We start from the raw sequence: 17234 nt of genomic DNA, 5'->3' as shown, positions 1-17234 counted from the left end.
CGTCGCCGCACTCTGTTCTTTCGATTTATTGAGGGGTCAAATAAATGACCAGCTCTGAAAGAACCAGCTTGTCCTCGGTCACCGCTCTTTATTTGTCGGCGGGCCGGTTTGATGCAAAGACGCAGGCGCGTTTTTCGTCGGAGTTTCATCGCTTCTATAACTCAGCCCAACTCGAAGAACGCATTCAAGTTTCCAGCCGCATTTGCAAATCGCACCATATCCCGCTCGACGTTCTGACGCTGCTTTGTTGTGACGACAAACGCGTAGCAATGCCAATACTTGCACACTCGCCCATTTTGGGCGAAGCTGAACTGACAACGCAGATATTGCAGGGAACGGCGGCAGAGCGACAAGCAATTGCCCATCGGCACGACTTGCCGCCAGTGCTGGTGTCACACTTGCTCTCATTTGGTGAAGCAGCGGTTGCCGAGCGCCTTTACCACAATATGGCGTATCTATCGGGGCTATCGGATGGGCTCAAACAACGAATTAAACGCATAGGCAGGATCGAACCCAGCTTGACGGGACAGCAGGCGATGACGAACAAGACGAACGACACTCTGGACACACTGGTCTCTTCTATGGAGCAGGATTGGTATGCCCACTATCAGCCGAACGCCCTTGACGCCACGTCCGTTTCAGGGGATTCCATCGACCCTGTTGAACAAGGTGTCACCACCGACCAAGTCCAGTCTGATCATCTCTCTGACGCCTCTTTGACCCTTGATGAGCCGGATACATTGCAACAGAGACTCGATTCCTTGTTTGAAGAAGCAGAAGACGCCCCGATGAAGCCCAATACTCCCGTGGCACCGGAGGCTCAGATTGATACGGATGCCGAAGCGCCAATCTCTGAAACCGCGTCTGGAAACGAAGACTTTCTGAATGAAAGCGACTTTGCGCTGCTTGAAAAACTCGGCGGCGATGACTGGGAAATGCTCGATGACGAAGCCATCGAGGCACTGGCCGGATCGCTGGCCAAGGAAAATTCGGCGCAAATGGATCATGATGCGCTTGCCGCAGGCCAAGTCGATTGGTCAGCAGTCAATGAGGACGCCATTGACGCCATGGCCAAGACGCTGGCTGAGAGCGATCTGATTCAAGCAGAGGACGAGGCCATCACTGCGGGTGAGGTCGATTGGTCTACACTGGATGATGACGCCATCGAAGCGCTGGCTGCCTCCCTTGCGGATGAAGATTTGGCGCGGATGGAAGCAGACTCGATGGGTGCCGCTGGCGTTGATGCGGACCAGATGCGCTTCACCATCGGCGCATTCGATTCAACCAATGCCCCCATCCCTCCGCTGGAAGTGATCGACCCGGTTTTGAGAACCGCGACGATTTCTTTCCGGACCCCTGATGGTTTGGACATGGAAGCTGCCGCCGAAGCACCCTTGCTGCATGATGCGGCTCCTGTCGAGCCTGAGCGTTCGGTTGCAAAGCAATCCCAAGACGTCACAGTGGCCACCGCAAGCGTTGCACACACCCATTCAACTTCTCTGTCGAGTGAGAAGACAATGCCTGCAGGGACAGAGCCTGCGACATTGCAGGATCAGGAAAAGCGCAAACCGCAAATCACCCTCACAATACGCAAACGGACAAGTGCAGACAGCGACGCATTGGCGGACGCGCTGCTTGCGAGCGCAGCGAAAAAGGTTGAGTTGTCATCAGCCACTGAAGATGACTGGCTAAGTGCGTTGGAAAAGCTGAACCGGGACTTCGATTCGGAGAGTGCCACCCGTGCCACAGCAGGCTTTGTCGAAACGGTGCAAGCAACGGACTTAGGACCAGCCAAGTCGGCAAAGGATCTGGTGGCCACAGCTGCAGCTTCGCACGCTGAGCCGGACAAGGTGGACGACGTCCCTGAAGCGGTGCCTGCCAAAGCAGAGGCGATCAAGGACAAACATATTCGAATTAACTCCCGTCCGCTTGATCCTGCTTTTACCCCAAAGCCGGCCGCAACTGACAGGGATGCCAAGGTTGTCCCAACACGCACTGACGTCAATACCGGTTTCGCACCAAGGGTGATGTCCCTTGATGATCTTAATCTGGTCGAAGCGACCCCTGATTTACCATCGGCGACGGAGCTTCTGCTTGGGCAGTCTCAACGAGTGACGCCTTATGTTGATCTGGTCGAGCCAATCGACATTACGATCCATGAAAATGGCCGCTCTTACGCTTTGTCCGAGGTGGAAATTGCACCTATGCAGGTGGTGCTTGAGCAATTGGCAAGAGAAAAAGCCGCGTTGGCAGCCGATACCACACCACCCTCTGCAAATGCAGCAGAAAACATGACGGATCTGCCAGAGATGTCCGCCCACAGGGTGGTCGATGTTGAGGAATATGAAAGCCTCAAGGCCGCGGACATGCCTGCAACTGCAAGGGAAGACACACCAGCAGAAACGGTCGCAATCCCAACAGAGGTCGAAGCCACGACACCATTGCCCCATGCGCCACATTTGCGTGAAATTCAAGGGGTGACACGGCCTGAAGACGGGATGTCGGAAAGCTTTTATGCATTGGATCAGGAGACCCGACTGACCTTGCTTCAAGAAGTTATGGCCCAGACATTGCCAGAAGCTGCGATGGCTGGCGAGAACCGAAACCAGCGCACCTTGATTGATGAAGAAACGGCGCAGCAACTCGTTATGGCGCGCTTCAGCAATGACCGCATAGAGCTGTCGGAGATGCTGCACACACTATCAGGCCATAGCCGTGTGCAGATGAATGCATTGCTGTGTGATACGGGCGGTGAAGCGCTTGTTGCTTTCCTCTATCATATCGGACTTGATGAAGGCAGCACGCTTTCAATGGTTCTGCATGGACCGGATGCCGTCTCGCACAGCTATGACAAGGTTGCCCAGTTGATGACGCTTTATCATCAGCTGTACCCCGCAGCTGCCGCGCGGATTGTCCGTGACCTGTTTGGTGAAGTGAGAAAGCCCGGTTTTGTACATCAAACCATCCATGATGAAGGCAAGGGCTCAGCGTCGGCTCGACAACGAGGGTTTGTTGACAACGATAAGGCCGCAGCAAAGGTTACTCCGAAATTCGGGCGTCGCCTTCCGGATGCAGATCGCGCCTAGAGGCGATCAATCAGAATGGAATTTTTAGAAACGCCCTGTCTTTGCAGGGCGTTTTCTTTTTGCTCAGTCCATCTCGTCAGCCAGAATGAGATCGTGTGAGCCTTCAGGGCATTCGGTTTCGAGCAACCAGAAATCACCGTCGAACTTTTCCTCAGCCTCGATTTTGTCCATCACATCAAACACGTTGACGCCTTGCAAGCAGGGTTCAAACAGGCGCTCTCCCCTGGCAATATGCTCGTCGCGATAGGCAAACTGACTTGCTGGCTGGTAAAGGTCAAAGGTTCCATCGAGGCGATCGACGCGCAGAAAAATGGCGCCCGCCTCCGAAGCCCCCCGGCGCATCAGGACTGACGGTTTGTGTTTGGCATTTCGGGTGCGCAAATAGGCCGCGACCCACAAGTCCGATGTAATGCGCATCGGCAAACCGTCTCCATATGGTGATTGTGTTGGAAGAAACTGACTATCCGAGATCCAGATAACCCATGATCATCAGTTCCTGCAACAACCGATCATTGACCTTACCGGTGACCGGGTGACCGCGATTGCGCTGGAAATCGGCGATGGCCGTGCTGGTGCGGTCTCCCATCAGGCCATCTACAGACAGATTGACATAGCCAACAGTCTTCAAGGCTTCCTGCACCTTGGCCAGCATTGGATCGTGTGTTGAGACGGGAATAGACTGCGGCGGAACCGGACCGCGTGCCAGGCTGGTCTGCTGCGGCTTCGCAGGCATCGGAACAGCCACTCGGTTCGATCGAGCCGTTTGATTGGCAAGCTTAATGGAACGCGGTTTGGATTTCGGCATGGTCTCCAGCTTGACCGCATCCGATGACGCGTTCTGCGGCTGCGGCAACGCCACCACTGGGGTTTTGGTCCGCTGTGGCGCGGCTTTGCGTCCGGTCAGGACATCATAAAGGGCCATAGTAACGCGCCCGTCGGTGGTCATTCCATTGGCATCCTGATAGGCCGCCACGGCTTCGCGGGTTTGGGCCCCTTCCATACCATCAAGCGGACCGACATAGTATCCCGCCATGGTGAGTTGGCGCTGCACCGCAAGGGTGAGGGCTGCGTGATCCTTGCTGATTGCTGACCCGTCAAGTTGGGATGATCCAACGGTGCCGGTGATCTGAGGCGCGCTGGTCTGCTTGACCGTGCGCTTCATCATGTCTCTTTCGGCTGATTTCGGCTGATTGTAGAGAGCATTGCCAATGATCGCGGAACTGGTGAGAGCCAATACCAATATGCCAACCAGGGTTAGCGGGCTGTTCTTGGCCTCCTCTTCCCAGTCTTCATATGTATCATAGGTATCAGACATCTGATTGTAACCTCGTTCCAAGATTATGCCGGGTCCATTCATCCAGCCGGCGATGCGTATATTCCATTGGCAGATCAGGCGATCTTTTTACCAGAAATGCTTACTGTTCCGTTATGAGCGACTGCCTTTTCGCCGCCATCCCCAACGTGCTCCTTCAATGTGGCCACCGAATTTGTCGCTTCTTTGACGGTATCTTTTTCCATATCGACCGGCAGGGTGATGGTAACAGTCGTCCCTTTGCCCAAATCGCTCTTGATGTGGAAGGAGCCATGCTGCAGTTCAGCCAAACCACGGGTGATCGACAGGCCAATTCCTGCGCCTTCAAAGCGACGTTGCAGACTGCTCTCCGCCTGAACAAACGGCTGCGCCACATTGGGAAGGTCTTTCTTATCGATGCCAATGCCCGTGTCACTCACCTTGATCATCAACAGCTCGGTTGCCGTCATATTGTCCTTCACTGATGGCCGCACGCGGCCTACGGAGATACAGACCTGATCGCCCTTGTCACTGAATTTCAAAGCATTGGACAACAGGTTCAAAACGATCTGGCGGCAGGCACGCGGATCTAGATTGACGTCGGGCAGATCGTTGCCACACTGGCTGTATAGGGTGATACCGCGACGATTAGCTTCAGCCTGCATCATACGGCTGCAACCGATGACCAGATCATTGAGGTCAAAGGCCTGAGCGTTGACTTCGAAATTACCAGATTCCAGCCGCGACATATCGAGCAGGCTGTTGACCAACTGCAACAGATGGTTGCCACCCTTGTGGATCAACTCAGCATATTCGCGATTGCGCTCTTCATTGTCGCAGGACAGTTCTGGATGACAGAGAATTTCAGAAAAGCCGATGATGGTGTTCAGTGGCGTGCGCAACTCATGCGTCACATTGGCCAGAAACCGGATTTTTCCTTCATTGGCCTTTTCGGCCTCAGCACGGGCTTCTTCCATAGCAAATTGGTTTTTCTTGCGCTGGGAAATGTCCCGGGACACGGCGATCACACCAACAATGTAACCTGTGTCATCGCGCTTGGGAGAGCATTTCATTTCCACCCAGAGAAGGGATGGAGCGGCGGCGCTTTCCTCTTTGGCATTGGCCGGGTCCACCTTGCGCATGACCTGCAATTCCACGGTTACCGGGTCATTGCAATCAGCAGGCTGGTTCATGCAATCGGACAAGGCCCGCAAATAGGCCGGGCGATCAGGGATATGCACTTGATGAAACAGGTTATTGCCGGAGAGCGCTTCTGGCGGCATGCCAAGCAACGAGAAGCTGGCATCTGAGGCATAAGTCACATCGCCGGACCGGTCGTGGCGCGTGATCATGTCAGACACGGTATTGGCCAGCGAACGATAATGCAGTTCCTTGGCAGAAAGGCTGGACACTCTGAAGCGGTGCAGATGTTCTATGCGCACTGCCAGCAATCCGGCATAGAGAATGGCAAGAATGATGGACATGCTGCCAATGAAAGATTGAGCCGAGCTTGTGATTTGCAATGTGCTCAGCAGCTGCCCTTCCTGCACACCGAAGAGACAGGCAATGGCAGCAAAGCAAATTAGCAATGCCTGCTTGATGATTCGACTGTTGCCTGCCAAAGCCACTTCCAATGGGATGACGCCAAGCCAAATCAAATGAGGGGAATAGAGTCCACCGGTCATCGCGGCGATCCAACCAATGAAGGTGGCTGTCAGAGTTGCTGTCAGCAGGAAGGCATTGCCAAGTTTGCCGGTCTTGGACAGATAAGCGACAGAAACGAGCGGCGCCAGCATCCAGAGAGGAACAAGAGACAGAGTCGTTGATAGCGTTGGATCAAGTTGGCCGGACAACAGGATCACAAGCGGCAAAAACGCAAGCGCAGCCACACCGACGCAGAGATGCACCGCGATAAAAACCCTGTGACGGGCCTTTTCACTGTCACTTTCTTTGCCGCTTGCATGCAGAAGGCCATCTACGACGGACTGGATTGGAGTATTGGCCCAAAACGCGTCTTGCACTGTCTTACCTCGCCCGGACTATGGCCAATGAAGGTCTGGCCACAAAAGAATACGCAATACAAACTCAGGGTCTCGGAAGGACGATCCGATTGGTATTGTGAGCCATAGAGTGCCATGCAGACTTTTAAGGAACGCTAAAAATCGGCATTGGGAAGTGAACGTGAAAGCAGCAGCAACCGATTTTGGGCACTTTTGGCTCAGAAAGCGCTTTTATGGTTAACAAACTCCTTCCGAAAACGCCTCCACCCCTTATTTCTTTTGAGATATCTGTCGTTTAGTCCTGTGGGTATAACGGTCTAAAAGATTGGGCAATGCGGTTTTCCCTTCGATGTGGAGAGACATTTCGGCCCTGTCACGGGCCTTCCATACCGCAGGAATCCACGACATTTCCGAAGTGTTACCAGTGTCTTACAGAATAGATCGAATTTGAATTGATTTTGACTCAATCCCTCAAACTGACTTTGAGATCTTTCCTCTATCTTGAGGCTCAAGCCCAACAGGGAGCCGGATTTTCTTAGAAGCTGGCCCTGGCAAGCAAGGATCCAAAAGAGATCCGCAAGGGCACAATTATGGGACGGTATCGGAGCTTGGATCTCCGCATATGGGTAATGAAAGGGCAAAACAATGTCATTCCTGATCAGAGCAGCATTCTGGCTTTCCCTGGTCATCCTGATTCTGCCTGCAGAGCCAGGAAGCGAGCAATCGGACGCGTCGCTTTCCACGACTCAGGCAATTTCAGCCGCACAGGCAGCGCTGAGCGATTTCACCGGCTTTTGCTCGCGGCAACCTGACGTCTGTGCAGCGGGAGAAGTGGCGCTTGATAATTTCGCCGCCAAGGCACGCTACGGCGCCAAGCAATTGTATGTCTATCTTGATGATCAATCAGACGAGAAGGCCCCAGCAGAAACCGAACTGGCACAGAATCAACCATCGGATCGTTTGGCCCATGATCAAAAGCAACTCACAGCTTTGGTCAACGATCTGCAGCAATAGAGACGCCCTGTCTTACCACCATATTTCCAAATTTCGGGAGGCCAGACCGTAAAGCCGCCCGTTTCCCCGGGTCAGACCCCTGATGAGACCACTATGTCAAACCCATGACAACCACCTCATCACTCAGGTCCCTTCAGGAGACTGACCATACTCGTCCCACTGGGCCAGTGGCCGCGCCGAAATGAAATTGCCCTTTCATTTCGGCGCTTTTTCTTTTCGTCTTTGTCTTCCTGCATCTTGCTCGTCGTGACAGGCTTGTTTAGTCTGCTCTGCGGACAAAGGCCCAAAGGAAGAGACTGCACCACCATGCCCATGACCGTCGAAGAGTTGATCGAGAATTTTTCCTTCATCGAGGATTGGGAGGAAAGATATCGCTATGTTATCGAGCTGGGCCGGGAACTGGAGCCGTTGGCAGAAGAAGAGATGAATGATGCCAACAAGGTTCAAGGCTGTGTCTCACAGGTTTGGTTGAAGACCGAACAATCAGGGGACAGCGCCAATCCGATTCTGACCTTCAAGGGCGACAGCGACGCCCATATCGTCAAAGGTCTGGTTGCGATCGCATTGGCAACCTTCTCGGGCAAACCAGCAAAAGACATTGTTGGCATTGATGCAGAAGCAGTCTTCGACCAGATCGGCCTAAGAGACCATCTGACGCCACAGCGTTCGAACGGCCTCTCAGCAATGATCGGGCGTATCAAGACCGATGCACAGACCGCCCTTTCTGCCTGAGGGGCGCCCTTCGGTCAGACTTGCGGGCGGTAGTCTTCCGTTCCCCAGTGTCGAATGAGATTTTGCAAAGGCCCCTGCGCTTTTTCAGACAAGCCATAGTGACGGGCAAGGCGATCAAGGGCCAATGAGAGGATCTGTTTTGCGGACCGGGCTGGCCATTGCCGCTCCCTCTCAATGGTTTCGAGCCCTTTCAGGAAACAACAAAAGTCAACCAGAATTCCGAACAGTTCGTCACCCACGTAAAGGGCGGCTTGGCTGAAGCGTTGACGGGCTCCCATGGCATTGTCGCTGATCTCAATACGCCCGAATGACCCCTGCCCCTTTCCACCGCCCGCTTTGCCGAGCTTATCCCAATTGATCCCCATCATCGGGGCCATTTGTCCCCGTTCAAAATCCAATCTAAAGCGTTCGCCCGCTTCAAATTGAGAGGAAGACAGCATCGGGTTACCATCTGGCTTCTTGCGCAGAGCCAGTGCTGCCAGCGGACTTTCCTTGCGATTGATCCATGGGCGGGGCTGATGCTCAGCGCCTTTGGGCAAAGGCTGCCCCCTGTCCATGTCGGACACATCGTTGTTTGCTGGATCCTTGACCATCCGTGTGCGGACTTGATGTTGAGCGGCAAAGATCAGATCTTCTTCCTTTGCCAGCTGCGCGCGACGCAAGGCCTGTCGTCCTTCCGGTGTAACGGAAATCTGCTCACCCTCTTGCTTCAGGCAGCCTTTGCTCAGCAAATCGTGCAGAACAGCTGGTTCTTTGGCTTTCACCCCGGCCGCCTTGGACTTGAGGCAAGCTTTGAGCAGCCGCACTTCATCTGCCGACAAGACAGACAGACAAGGTCGCATCATCGGTTTCCCCTTTGAGTGCATCTTCTCCGTCTTGCGTCTGTTCATTTTGGCCTCCGGCAGGTCAGAGGTGTGATCAGCATCATGGTTTCAAGGGCGCTTTCAAGGCTGTTGATCAGCAGTTCAGTCTCTTCTTCCTCCCGACGATCCTCAACGACCCGGCAGGCATAGGCGACCGTGGTCCGATCGCGCCCATAATGGCCGGCAATCTGTTTCAAGGGGTAACTGAGGCTGACATGAGCGAGATACATGGCAACCTGTCGAGCAAAGGCGACCGTTTTGCGGCAACGGGTATCTGCATAAAGTGCCGAACGCGGCATGCGGTAGGTGCGAGCCACCAATTCATCGACAATCACCAATGCCGGGATTGTTCTGTCGTGGTCCAGAAATCCCCTTGGTTCAACAGACCGTAGTTCACTATCAGCAGGTGTGCTGTTTAGCTGCATATTCATGATTAGTCTCCCTTATTGCCATCCGAAAGAATTGTTAGGAAAATTTACCCCTGACAATACTACTTTAACGTGCATTCGGTATAAGTTGTGGCTTAAAATTTTTTTGAAAATTTATTCTTCAGCTCGTTGATAAAGTGAATATTTCTGTTTTTCAGACAGTTAACCCGGCTGTTCATGTAAGAAATCTGTCATACGAACACTCACTTTATACTCGCCCTTTGGTTGCAGTAGACACTGTGTGTATGACAAAACGCACGGATTGGCGCAACGACTGCGCGCAGGGACAAGCTTCAGCGCAATGCGATCTTGTCCCCGCCCACCGACTCCTCGAACCATTTGCATCCAAACAAGCTGTCTGCCCTGACCTAGTGGAGCAAAGCTTGCGACACGGGGAGAAGATCTACGATCGTCGGCGAGATCTGCCGGGTCTTTTACATCTGTTTCCGGCAGATATCGACCGGCTGGACCGGGTGTCATCCAAAGCAGTGCTGCAAAAACTGACACTGCTGGTCAAAGGAGAGCGAGCCCGCGGCCGAACGGGTCATTGGCGCTATTCTCTCGCGCGTCACATCGGCCTAAGTCAGGCGCTGCGGGCTGAAAAACTGCGGCTGATGCATGAAAGGCGCAAAGGCCGGGATTGAGCGCGTCCTTTGATCGCGAAACAAAAAAGGCAGCCCAGAGGCTGCCTTTCCATAGCTTGTCTGACGTCTGCTGGAGAGCAGACCTATTTCTTACGACGCTGTTGTCCCAGGCCCATTTTCTTGGCCAGATTGGAACGGGCTTCCGCATAGCTTGGCGCGACCATTGGATAGTCGGCAGGCAAGCCCCATTTTTCCCGATATTCTTCAGGGGAAAGATTGTAATGGGTGCGAAGATGCCGCTTGAGCGACTTGAATTTCTTACCATCTTCGAGACAGATGATGAAATCAGGTGTAATCGACTTCTTGACGGTTACAGCTGGTTTCGGAGCTTCGACCACTTCTTCGGTCACTGGTTTCTTGGTGTCTTCCAGTGCCTTGTAAATGTCACCAATCAGTCCCGAGAGATCGTTCACCGGGACCGCATTGTTGCTGACATAGGCCGACACAATATCTGCGGTCAGTTCAATAAGCACATTATTGTCTGAGCTTTCCGACATTTCTTGGATTCTTTCTTGTTGAATTGCTCACAATCTCTCGTGGAGAGAGAAAACGCTAGAGCTAAACATTTTGACGCGGGGCTGCAAAGCCGCAAGCATTTGCTACAGTAGTAGTGGAACTCGCTTTTTACTTCAAGACAGAACGACCAAATCTTTGGTCACTTGTGGGCAACGCATCAATGCAAAGCAAAATATTAGTAAACTATAATCAGAGAAAACAGCATATTAGATAAATTCAAGGGAAGATCCCTTCAGATCACCCCACTTTTTCTACATCATCTTCCCTAACGGTATCAAGGCTGTTTGTGCTTCTTTTCATTGACGTTAGCAGCATAGTCATCGATGACCGTGCCCTTCCATGGTTTGGTTCCTGTGATATAGGCAACACGGGCAATCAGATGAGCAGAAATTGGTGCGGTAATCAGAAAAAAGGCTATTCCCGCCAAGGCTCGGCTAACGACGCTGAACTCCATCGAATAGACAGCGAGCGCCAGCAGCAGAACGCCTGACCCGACGGTCCCGGCCTTCGAAGCGGAATGCATACGGGTGTAGACGTCGGGGAACCGCAGAAGACCGATGGATGCAGACAAGATGAAGACTGCCCCAATCAACAACAACAAACCGGCAACGAAATCATGAATCATGACGCATCCCCTTTTCTGGCTTTTTCTGCCAATTGCTCGGCCTCAGCGGCCTCTTTCTTGTCATGGAAGACGGAGTCATCACCGTGACGCAAGACGAAACGGGCGAAAGCAACCGTTGACAAAAACCCCACCAGACCAAGCGCAATCGCGATATCGACATAGAGAAAATAGCCAGTTTTCACGCCGAAGACTGCAATGAAACCGATGCCAACAGCCACCAGCATATCCAGCCCGACAATCCGGTCGGACAAACTGGGTCCTTTGATGATCCGGACACTGGTCAACAAGAAGGAAATCGACAGGATCACCAAGGTGAGTAAAATGATTATATCGAGAAAAGTCAGACCTTCCATCATCTGAATGCCTCCATGATCTTGCGCTCAAATCCGTCACGGATTTCGGAGCGTAGCTCTTCAAGGTCATCAAAAGTAACAGCATGAATATAGAGTGTTTTCTTGTCGTCGGAGACGTCGACGGACAAAGTCCCGGGGGTCAAGGTGATCATGTTGGCTAGAATGGTGATTTCGATATCGCGGTCAGTGGTCAGATCATAGGCGATGAAACCGGGACGCAATTCCAGTTTGGGGCTCAGCGCCAATTTGGCGACGCGGAAGGCGGACTTCATTAGTTCGCGCAGGAACAGCATCAGAAGCGACAGCACCCGCCGAGCACGTCCCAGATAACTGAAGGCACCTACCTGTTCGCGCAGAATGAACAGAACGATCATACCCAGCATGAAGCCAAAGAGCAGGTTCGGAACGGTGAAGGAACTGCTCACGGCAGCCCACACCAAAGCCAGCAAGATATTGACGAGAAGAAGATTCTGCATCAGTGCGCTCCTTCCTGTTTCATAGGCTCGGTCTTGGTGTCATGGCCTTTGACCGTGTCCTCATGGTCTTTTGGCTGTTGTGCCTTCTCTGCCTGTTTTGCCTTTTGCTGTGCGGTCGCTGCGGAAAAGACCGCAGAGACATACCGCTCGGGATTTAGCAGCGACTGGGTACCGGACTGCACGATGGAAAGCAGCGGCGAGGGAAAGACCCCAATCAAACAAACAATCACCACCAAAGCACCAACCGGCAAGTAGGTTTTGCTGCGGACCGATCTGGTCAAACCCTGCAAGGGCATGCCCAATTGGCCATCCGTGGTGCCGATGGGGCCACCGCGCCAGAAAGCGTGCGCCCAGACGCGGCCAACCGAGATGGTGGTCAGGAAACCGGAGAAGAGGATGGCAAAGGCCAGCCAGCCATGACCGGCATGAATGCTCGCATCGACGAGGATGAATTTGGGCCAGAAACCGGAGAATGGTGGCAGGCCAACAATCCCGAAGGCCAAGACCAGAAACAGGATCGACAGGCCATCAGAGGCTTTGTAGCCTCCCCCCACGTCGGAGAGATTGTATTTTCCGCCATTCTTGCGCATCAGGATGCCGAAAGCGAGATAGAGCCCGGTCAGCGCGATGATCGAATGGACGGCATACATGATGGCTCCGGAAATGGCTTCTTCCGAACCAAGGGCGACACCGACCAGCATGGGGCCGATACCGGAAATGACCAGATAGCCGAAGACCCGGCGGATATCATTGTGCGCCAATGTGCCAAGAGCCCCAAAGATCATGGTGAAGACCGCCACCCAGGCAATCACTTCACTCAAAATGATCCGGGTGTCCGGCAACAACAGGATCATCGTCCGGATCAGGGCATAGACGCCAACCTTGGTCAGGATACCACCAAACAAGGCTGACACCACGATATTGGGCGTGTGATAGGAGGCCGGGAGCCAGAAATTGAGCGGGAAGGCCGCAGCCTTCATGGCGAAGGCGAGGAAATAAAGCGCCCCGATGGTGATGATCGGTGCGCCTGCTTCCTGTACGGCGGGCAGTTTCAGCGAAATGTCAGCCATATTGAGGCTTCCAACTGCACCGTAAAGCAAGCCGGTGGCAATCAGGAACAGGGTTGTTGCCAGCAGGTTGAGAATGGCATATTTCAGCGCCCCGTCGAGCTGGATCCGTTCTCCACCAAGGATCAGCAGACCGAAGGACGAGATCAGCATCACCTCGAACCAGACATAGAGGTTGAAGATATCGCCGGTCAGGAACGAGCCGGTCACCCCGGTCATCAAGAGCATCAGCAAGGGATAGAAACCGAAACGGCGACCGGTGACCGAAATCTCGACCAGTGAATAGATACAAACAGCAAGGGCCACAACGCCCGATATCAGAGCCATCAAAGCGCCGAAGGCATCAACGGTGAAGGTGATACCAAAGGGCGGCAGCCAGCGTCCCATCGTCATGGCAATAGGGCCGACATCCAGCACCCGCGCCAACAACAAGGCATCAACCAGCACCAGCAAGCCCATGATCAGGGTCGCCAAAGCGCCATGCAGTTTGGTCTTTTCCCTCAGCATCAAAAGCAAGGCGCCACCAACGATCGTCAGAATGATCGGTGCAATGATCAGCCAGTCCGCGATGTGGGTCGCTTCCATTAACATGCCCGCAGAATAGTCTACGGCGTGATCCAGATTTCCTGCCATAACTCAGCGTCTCCCTAGAAACTTACCGGCGGCAGGTCTTCATCTGCCGGTTCGGCCACGCGCATCTCTACTGCGTCGTCGGTCCCCAATTCCTGATAGGCCCGATAGACCAGCACCAGCAGGAAGGCGAGGAATGAGAAGGAAATCACGATCGCCGTCAGGATCAGTGCCTGCGGCAATGGATTGGCGGTGGGCCCTGCGGGAACCATCGCATCCAGCGGAATGATCGGCGGGACTTCACGCATCAATCGCCCGGACGTAAAGATCGTCAGGTTGACCGCATTGCCTAGAATGGCAATGCCCAGAATGATGCGAATGAGATACCGCGAGGTCATCAGATAGACGCTGACGGAGAAGAAAACGCCAACCAGGATAGAGAGAATGGTTTCCATGGTGCCTTATTCCTCCTCCAACTTCAGCGCGATTGAGGTGATGCCGCCCAGAACGACGAAATAAACCCCGAGATCGAAAAAGAGTGGTGTCGACAAAGCCACTTCCACCCCGAGGATGGAAGGGAAGGCCCACTGACTGGTCAAAAATGGCATTCCTTGGGTGATCGACAACAGACCGGACAGGGCCGAAAGCATCAAGCCAAAGGCAGCCACACTCAGCGGTTGGAAGTAGAGCGCACGCCTCACATTCTCAACACCCGCTGCAATGCCATACATGGCGAAGGCAGAGGCTGCGATCAGGCCACCAATAAACCCACCGCCGGGATCATTGTGGCCACGCAAGGTGACAAAGATCGAAAAGAGGACCATCAGCGCGGCGATGAATGGCGCAATGGTTCTGAAAATCAGAGTGTTCATTGATCCGCCCCCTTCTGATCCTGAGATTGTTGTGTCGACGGCAATGCGGCATCCTTTGCCCCCTGCCCGCCGCGGAACTGCTTGGCGGTACCAAGGGTCAGAGTGAAGACGCAGAGTGCTGTGATCATCACCACGGCGATCTCGCCCAGCGTATCAAGGCCACGGAAGTCGACGATGATGACATTGACGATGTTGCGGCCATGGGCGATGACGCGGCTATAGTCGGTAAAGAAGTTTGGAAGGCTGGTATCGAAGGAGCCTTGCGTAACAGACATCAGCAGCAAGCCAAGGCACCCACCAACGACAATGGCCACAGCGGAATCGCCAACGGTCTGGGCGAGCGGTCGCTTGTCCCTTTCTTCCAGCGACAGCCGGTTCATCACCAGAGCAATGATGACAACAGAAAGGGTTTCGACCATGAACTGGGTGAAAGCCAGATCGGGCGCACCGAACATCAGGAAGATCAGAGCAACCGAGAAACCCTGAATGCCCAGCGAAATGATCGCTGTCAGTCGGGTCTTGGCTATGATGACCGCAAACAGTCCAACGACTGCGAGTAACACCACGGCCCACTCGTAAAAGTGCAATGACGGCATGGAGGGCCAGTCGGGCAGTTCGTCAAACAGGATCATTGGCGTCAGCATGGTGCCGGCGGCGACAACGAAGGTTGCGGCCAGATACACTTCCAGATTGCCGGTCTGCAACAAACGGGTGACACGCGCAGAAAAGCGGATCAAGCCGGTGACAAAGGTGTCGAAAAAGTCGTCAGGCCCCTTGCCAATCGTGCGAATAATCCCTTGGCGGATGCTGCGAATATAGTCAGCCTCGTAATAGATGAAGATACCGCCAGCAATCGTCACCAGAGACAGGATCAGCGCTTCATTGAAATGGACCGCGAAGGTCAATTTGGCCGAGGAATGGTATCCAAGCACCGAATAGAGCATCGGGGTCAGCAAATTATCGCTGAGGAACGGGCCGATGAACATGAAAAGGAGACCAAGCGAAGACAGGGCTATCGGGCCGATCAACAGCAACCACGGGCCGCGCTGAAAATCCTTCAGAGCGCCTTTCATCTTTTCGGTTTCCTCGCCAAGGAATGGTTTCAGCGACACCACAAAAACGGCCGCGAACATCATCGAATTACCGGCCACTGCGATGATGGTCAGCAGGATTTCGTTCCATGAGCCACCTTGCAGTCCGCGATAGATCTCTTCCTTGGCAACAAAGCCCAGGAAGGGATAGATGCCGCCAACAGACATCGCGCCCAGATTTGCCGCGACGAATGTGATCGGCATTTTGTGGCGCAGACCTCGCAATTCGGCGATTTCAGATGTGCCGCATTTGTCAGTGATGGTCCCGACCATCATGAATAGGCCACCTTTGGCCAAGGCGTGGGCGAAGAGATACAGCACAGCACCGGCAATGGCCGCTTCAGACGAGGTGCCGACGAGCATAACCAGCAGGCCAAGCGAGGCGATGGTGGTGTAGGCCAGTGCCTTCTTCAGATCGAGTTGGCGCAGAGCCATGCGCGTGCCCATCAGCATGGTAAAGCCGCCAACGATTTGCAGGGTATACATCCACAATTCGGTGCTGCCCATCACCGGATGGACGCGCATCAGGAAATACACTCCCGCCTTGACCATCGTCGCGGAATGGAGATAGGCGGAGACCGGAGTTGGCGCTTCCATCGCATTGCGCAGCCAGGAATGGAACGGATATTGAGCCGATTTGGTGAACGCACCCAGCAGGATCAGAATCAACATCGGGACATAGAGCGAGTGTTCGCGCAGAACGTCGCCGATCACAATCAACTCGCTCATTTCCATGGTGCCACCAGCATAGCCCATGAGAATGAGGCCGGGCAGCAGAGCCAACCCGCCGCCGCCAGTGATCACCAAGGCCTGCATGGCCGCACGCCGGGACGCTCGCTTGAGATGGTTGAACCCGATCAGCAGGAAGGACGTGATGGACGTCAGCTCCCAATAGGTAAATAAGGTCAGAAGGTTATCGGCAAGAACCACACCCAGCATTGACCCCATGAAGAGAAACAGAAAGCAAAAGAAGCGCCCCTGCTCTGGATGCTTGCGCAAAAAGCCGCCCGCATAGAGAATGATGAAGATACCAATGCCGGAAATCAGCAGGGCAAAGAGCAAACTCAGCCCGTCAACAAACAGCGAATACTGAATATTGTATTGCGGCAACCAGGTGATGGGGGTCGGCTTCACTCCAACGCCTTCGTGAGCCACCAATTCGATAAAACCGCAGAGATAGACAAAGATCGAGGCGGGCACGAGAGCCAGCAGCCATGCTGCATTGTGACCCATCAATCTCCATAAGTGAGGCGCAATCAAAGCCGCGACAAAGGGCGCAGCCATCGCAAAGTATAATCCATCACTGAATTCAAACGCCATGCGTCAAACCCCATTCAGCTTCTTTGTCTGTTATTCGCGCCCCAGGCTCCCCCCTGAATCGCGCTGGGCACCTGCCCCGTTCCATCTTGGTCAGACCTCAAACCTCGCAGTTTCAAGTCTCACAAGTCAGTAGCAACTGCTTGTTTCACAGATTCGCATTTTCTAGTGTTAGAACCAAAGGATGCTGCCCTTTGCGCTATTGGTAAAGCCTCAACCGTTAGCCATTCAATAAAACAAAGCAAAAAAATTACACAAATTCGACTTATTGCGCATTCTTTGACAAAAA

The 17234-nt window shown here is 53.7% G+C and carries 17 protein-coding genes and 1 pseudogene; 5 read left to right on the top strand and 13 right to left on the bottom strand.

The window, feature by feature from the left end:
* Positions 1-44: 44 nt before the first annotated feature.
* A pseudogene (locus DSD30_RS22035) lies at positions 45-434 on the top strand (DUF2336 domain-containing protein); the annotation flags it as partial.
* Between the two features lie 102 nt (positions 435-536).
* Entirely contained in the window at positions 537-3086 is a 2550-nt protein-coding gene (locus DSD30_RS13500) for a hypothetical protein (RefSeq protein WP_245418472.1), read from the top strand.
* Between the two features lie 63 nt (positions 3087-3149).
* On the opposite strand, the gene DSD30_RS13495 is transcribed toward DSD30_RS13500, so the two are convergent.
* From DSD30_RS13495 to DSD30_RS13485, 3 genes are all read right to left on the bottom strand, one after another.
* Positions 3150-3503, bottom strand: a complete 354-nt coding sequence (locus DSD30_RS13495; RefSeq protein WP_245418471.1) for a DUF1491 family protein — start codon at positions 3501-3503, stop codon at positions 3150-3152.
* 43 nt (positions 3504-3546) lie between these two features.
* The gene (locus DSD30_RS13490) at positions 3547-4401 is read right to left on the bottom strand and encodes a peptidoglycan-binding domain-containing protein (RefSeq protein ID WP_198662953.1); all 855 of its coding nucleotides are present in this window, start codon (positions 4399-4401) and stop codon (positions 3547-3549) included.
* A 74-nt stretch (positions 4402-4475) separates the two neighbouring features.
* On the bottom strand, positions 4476-6398 hold the full coding sequence (locus DSD30_RS13485; RefSeq protein WP_114010176.1) for a PAS domain-containing sensor histidine kinase: 1923 nt from the start codon (positions 6396-6398) through the stop codon (positions 4476-4478).
* Positions 6399-7022: 624 nt separating this feature from the next.
* Between DSD30_RS13485 and DSD30_RS13480 the strand changes: the two genes are divergently transcribed.
* Positions 7023-7391, top strand: a complete 369-nt coding sequence (locus DSD30_RS13480) for a DUF5330 domain-containing protein (protein ID WP_114010175.1) — start codon at positions 7023-7025, stop codon at positions 7389-7391.
* Positions 7392-7703: 312 nt separating this feature from the next.
* Positions 7704-8123 (top strand): SufE family protein, encoded by a 420-nt coding sequence (locus tag DSD30_RS13470; protein WP_114010461.1) that lies wholly within the window; start codon positions 7704-7706, stop codon positions 8121-8123.
* A 14-nt stretch (positions 8124-8137) separates the two neighbouring features.
* On the opposite strand, the gene DSD30_RS13465 is transcribed toward DSD30_RS13470, so the two are convergent.
* Together DSD30_RS13465 and DSD30_RS13460 are read right to left on the bottom strand one after the other, a co-directional pair.
* A complete protein-coding gene (locus DSD30_RS13465) occupies positions 8138-8968 on the bottom strand; it encodes a DUF6456 domain-containing protein (RefSeq protein WP_245418470.1) in 831 nt (276 codons plus the stop codon).
* Positions 8969-9009: 41 nt separating this feature from the next.
* Positions 9010-9417, bottom strand: coding sequence for a helix-turn-helix domain-containing protein (locus DSD30_RS13460; RefSeq protein ID WP_114010173.1), 408 nt, complete (start codon positions 9415-9417; stop codon positions 9010-9012).
* A gap of 242 nt (positions 9418-9659) precedes the next feature.
* Between DSD30_RS13460 and DSD30_RS21895 the strand changes: the two genes are divergently transcribed.
* Positions 9660-10058 (top strand): DUF6477 family protein, encoded by a 399-nt coding sequence (locus DSD30_RS21895; protein ID WP_245418469.1) that lies wholly within the window; start codon positions 9660-9662, stop codon positions 10056-10058.
* Between the two features lie 83 nt (positions 10059-10141).
* Here the strand turns inward: DSD30_RS21895 and DSD30_RS13450 are convergent, their stop codons facing one another.
* The 8 genes from DSD30_RS13450 to DSD30_RS13415 form a co-directional block, all read right to left on the bottom strand.
* Complete coding sequence (locus tag DSD30_RS13450; RefSeq protein ID WP_114010172.1) at positions 10142-10555, bottom strand: Ros/MucR family transcriptional regulator; 414 nt, start codon at positions 10553-10555, stop codon at positions 10142-10144.
* A 293-nt stretch (positions 10556-10848) separates the two neighbouring features.
* Entirely contained in the window at positions 10849-11199 is a 351-nt protein-coding gene (gene mnhG, locus DSD30_RS13445) for a monovalent cation/H(+) antiporter subunit G (protein ID WP_114010171.1), read from the bottom strand.
* Positions 11196-11555 carry a cation:proton antiporter gene (locus DSD30_RS13440; RefSeq protein WP_114010170.1) on the bottom strand — a complete coding sequence of 120 codons (360 nt, stop codon included), beginning with the start codon at positions 11553-11555 and terminating at the stop codon, positions 11196-11198. Before DSD30_RS13440 ends, mnhG begins: the two co-directional genes overlap by 4 nt.
* Positions 11552-12028 carry a Na+/H+ antiporter subunit E gene (locus DSD30_RS13435; protein ID WP_114010169.1) on the bottom strand — a complete coding sequence of 159 codons (477 nt, stop codon included), beginning with the start codon at positions 12026-12028 and terminating at the stop codon, positions 11552-11554. The genes DSD30_RS13440 and DSD30_RS13435 overlap by 4 nt, the downstream gene beginning before the upstream one ends.
* On the bottom strand, positions 12028-13728 hold the full coding sequence (locus tag DSD30_RS13430) for a Na+/H+ antiporter subunit D (RefSeq protein WP_114010168.1): 1701 nt from the start codon (positions 13726-13728) through the stop codon (positions 12028-12030). The genes DSD30_RS13435 and DSD30_RS13430 overlap by 1 nt, the downstream gene beginning before the upstream one ends.
* Positions 13729-13742: 14 nt before the next feature.
* Positions 13743-14120: a Na+/H+ antiporter subunit C gene (locus DSD30_RS13425; protein WP_114010167.1), complete on the bottom strand. Its 378-nt coding sequence runs from the start codon at positions 14118-14120 to the stop codon at positions 13743-13745.
* A gap of 6 nt (positions 14121-14126) precedes the next feature.
* Positions 14127-14537: a Na+/H+ antiporter subunit B gene (locus DSD30_RS13420; RefSeq protein WP_114010166.1), complete on the bottom strand. Its 411-nt coding sequence runs from the start codon at positions 14535-14537 to the stop codon at positions 14127-14129.
* Positions 14534-16948 carry a putative monovalent cation/H+ antiporter subunit A gene (locus DSD30_RS13415; RefSeq protein ID WP_114010165.1) on the bottom strand — a complete coding sequence of 805 codons (2415 nt, stop codon included), beginning with the start codon at positions 16946-16948 and terminating at the stop codon, positions 14534-14536. Before DSD30_RS13415 ends, DSD30_RS13420 begins: the two co-directional genes overlap by 4 nt.
* Positions 16949-17234: the final 286 nt, after the last annotated feature.

This window comes from Cohaesibacter intestini, from assembly GCF_003324485.1.
GTDB lineage: Bacteria > Pseudomonadota > Alphaproteobacteria > Rhizobiales > Cohaesibacteraceae > Cohaesibacter > Cohaesibacter intestini.
This window is presented reverse-complemented; position numbering and strand designations above follow the sequence as displayed.

Bases quoted from the DNA above. Each gene is read 5' to 3' on its own strand.
- DSD30_RS13470 (WP_114010461.1), top strand. From the start codon at position 7,704: ATGACCGTCGAAGAGTTGATCGAGAATTTTTCCTTCATCGAGGATTGG.
- DSD30_RS13495 (WP_245418471.1), bottom strand. From the start codon at position 3,503: ATGCGCATTACATCGGACTTGTGGGTCGCGGCCTATTTGCGCACCCGA.
- DSD30_RS21895 (WP_245418469.1), top strand. From the start codon at position 9,660: ATGACAAAACGCACGGATTGGCGCAACGACTGCGCGCAGGGACAAGCT.
- DSD30_RS13500 (WP_245418472.1), top strand. From the start codon at position 537: ATGACGAACAAGACGAACGACACTCTGGACACACTGGTCTCTTCTATG.
- DSD30_RS13425 (WP_114010167.1), bottom strand. From the start codon at position 14,120: ATGGAAACCATTCTCTCTATCCTGGTTGGCGTTTTCTTCTCCGTCAGC.
- DSD30_RS13430 (WP_114010168.1), bottom strand. From the start codon at position 13,728: ATGGCAGGAAATCTGGATCACGCCGTAGACTATTCTGCGGGCATGTTA.
- DSD30_RS13420 (WP_114010166.1), bottom strand. From the start codon at position 14,537: ATGAACACTCTGATTTTCAGAACCATTGCGCCATTCATCGCCGCGCTG.
- DSD30_RS13435 (WP_114010169.1), bottom strand. From the start codon at position 12,028: ATGCAGAATCTTCTTCTCGTCAATATCTTGCTGGCTTTGGTGTGGGCT.
- DSD30_RS13480 (WP_114010175.1), top strand. From the start codon at position 7,023: ATGTCATTCCTGATCAGAGCAGCATTCTGGCTTTCCCTGGTCATCCTG.
- mnhG (WP_114010171.1), bottom strand. From the start codon at position 11,199: ATGATTCATGATTTCGTTGCCGGTTTGTTGTTGTTGATTGGGGCAGTC.
- DSD30_RS13460 (WP_114010173.1), bottom strand. From the start codon at position 9,417: ATGAATATGCAGCTAAACAGCACACCTGCTGATAGTGAACTACGGTCT.
- DSD30_RS13490 (WP_198662953.1), bottom strand. From the start codon at position 4,401: ATGTCTGATACCTATGATACATATGAAGACTGGGAAGAGGAGGCCAAG.
- DSD30_RS13440 (WP_114010170.1), bottom strand. From the start codon at position 11,555: ATGATGGAAGGTCTGACTTTTCTCGATATAATCATTTTACTCACCTTG.
- DSD30_RS13415 (WP_114010165.1), bottom strand. From the start codon at position 16,948: ATGGCGTTTGAATTCAGTGATGGATTATACTTTGCGATGGCTGCGCCC.
- DSD30_RS13450 (WP_114010172.1), bottom strand. From the start codon at position 10,555: ATGTCGGAAAGCTCAGACAATAATGTGCTTATTGAACTGACCGCAGAT.
- DSD30_RS13465 (WP_245418470.1), bottom strand. From the start codon at position 8,968: ATGATGCGACCTTGTCTGTCTGTCTTGTCGGCAGATGAAGTGCGGCTG.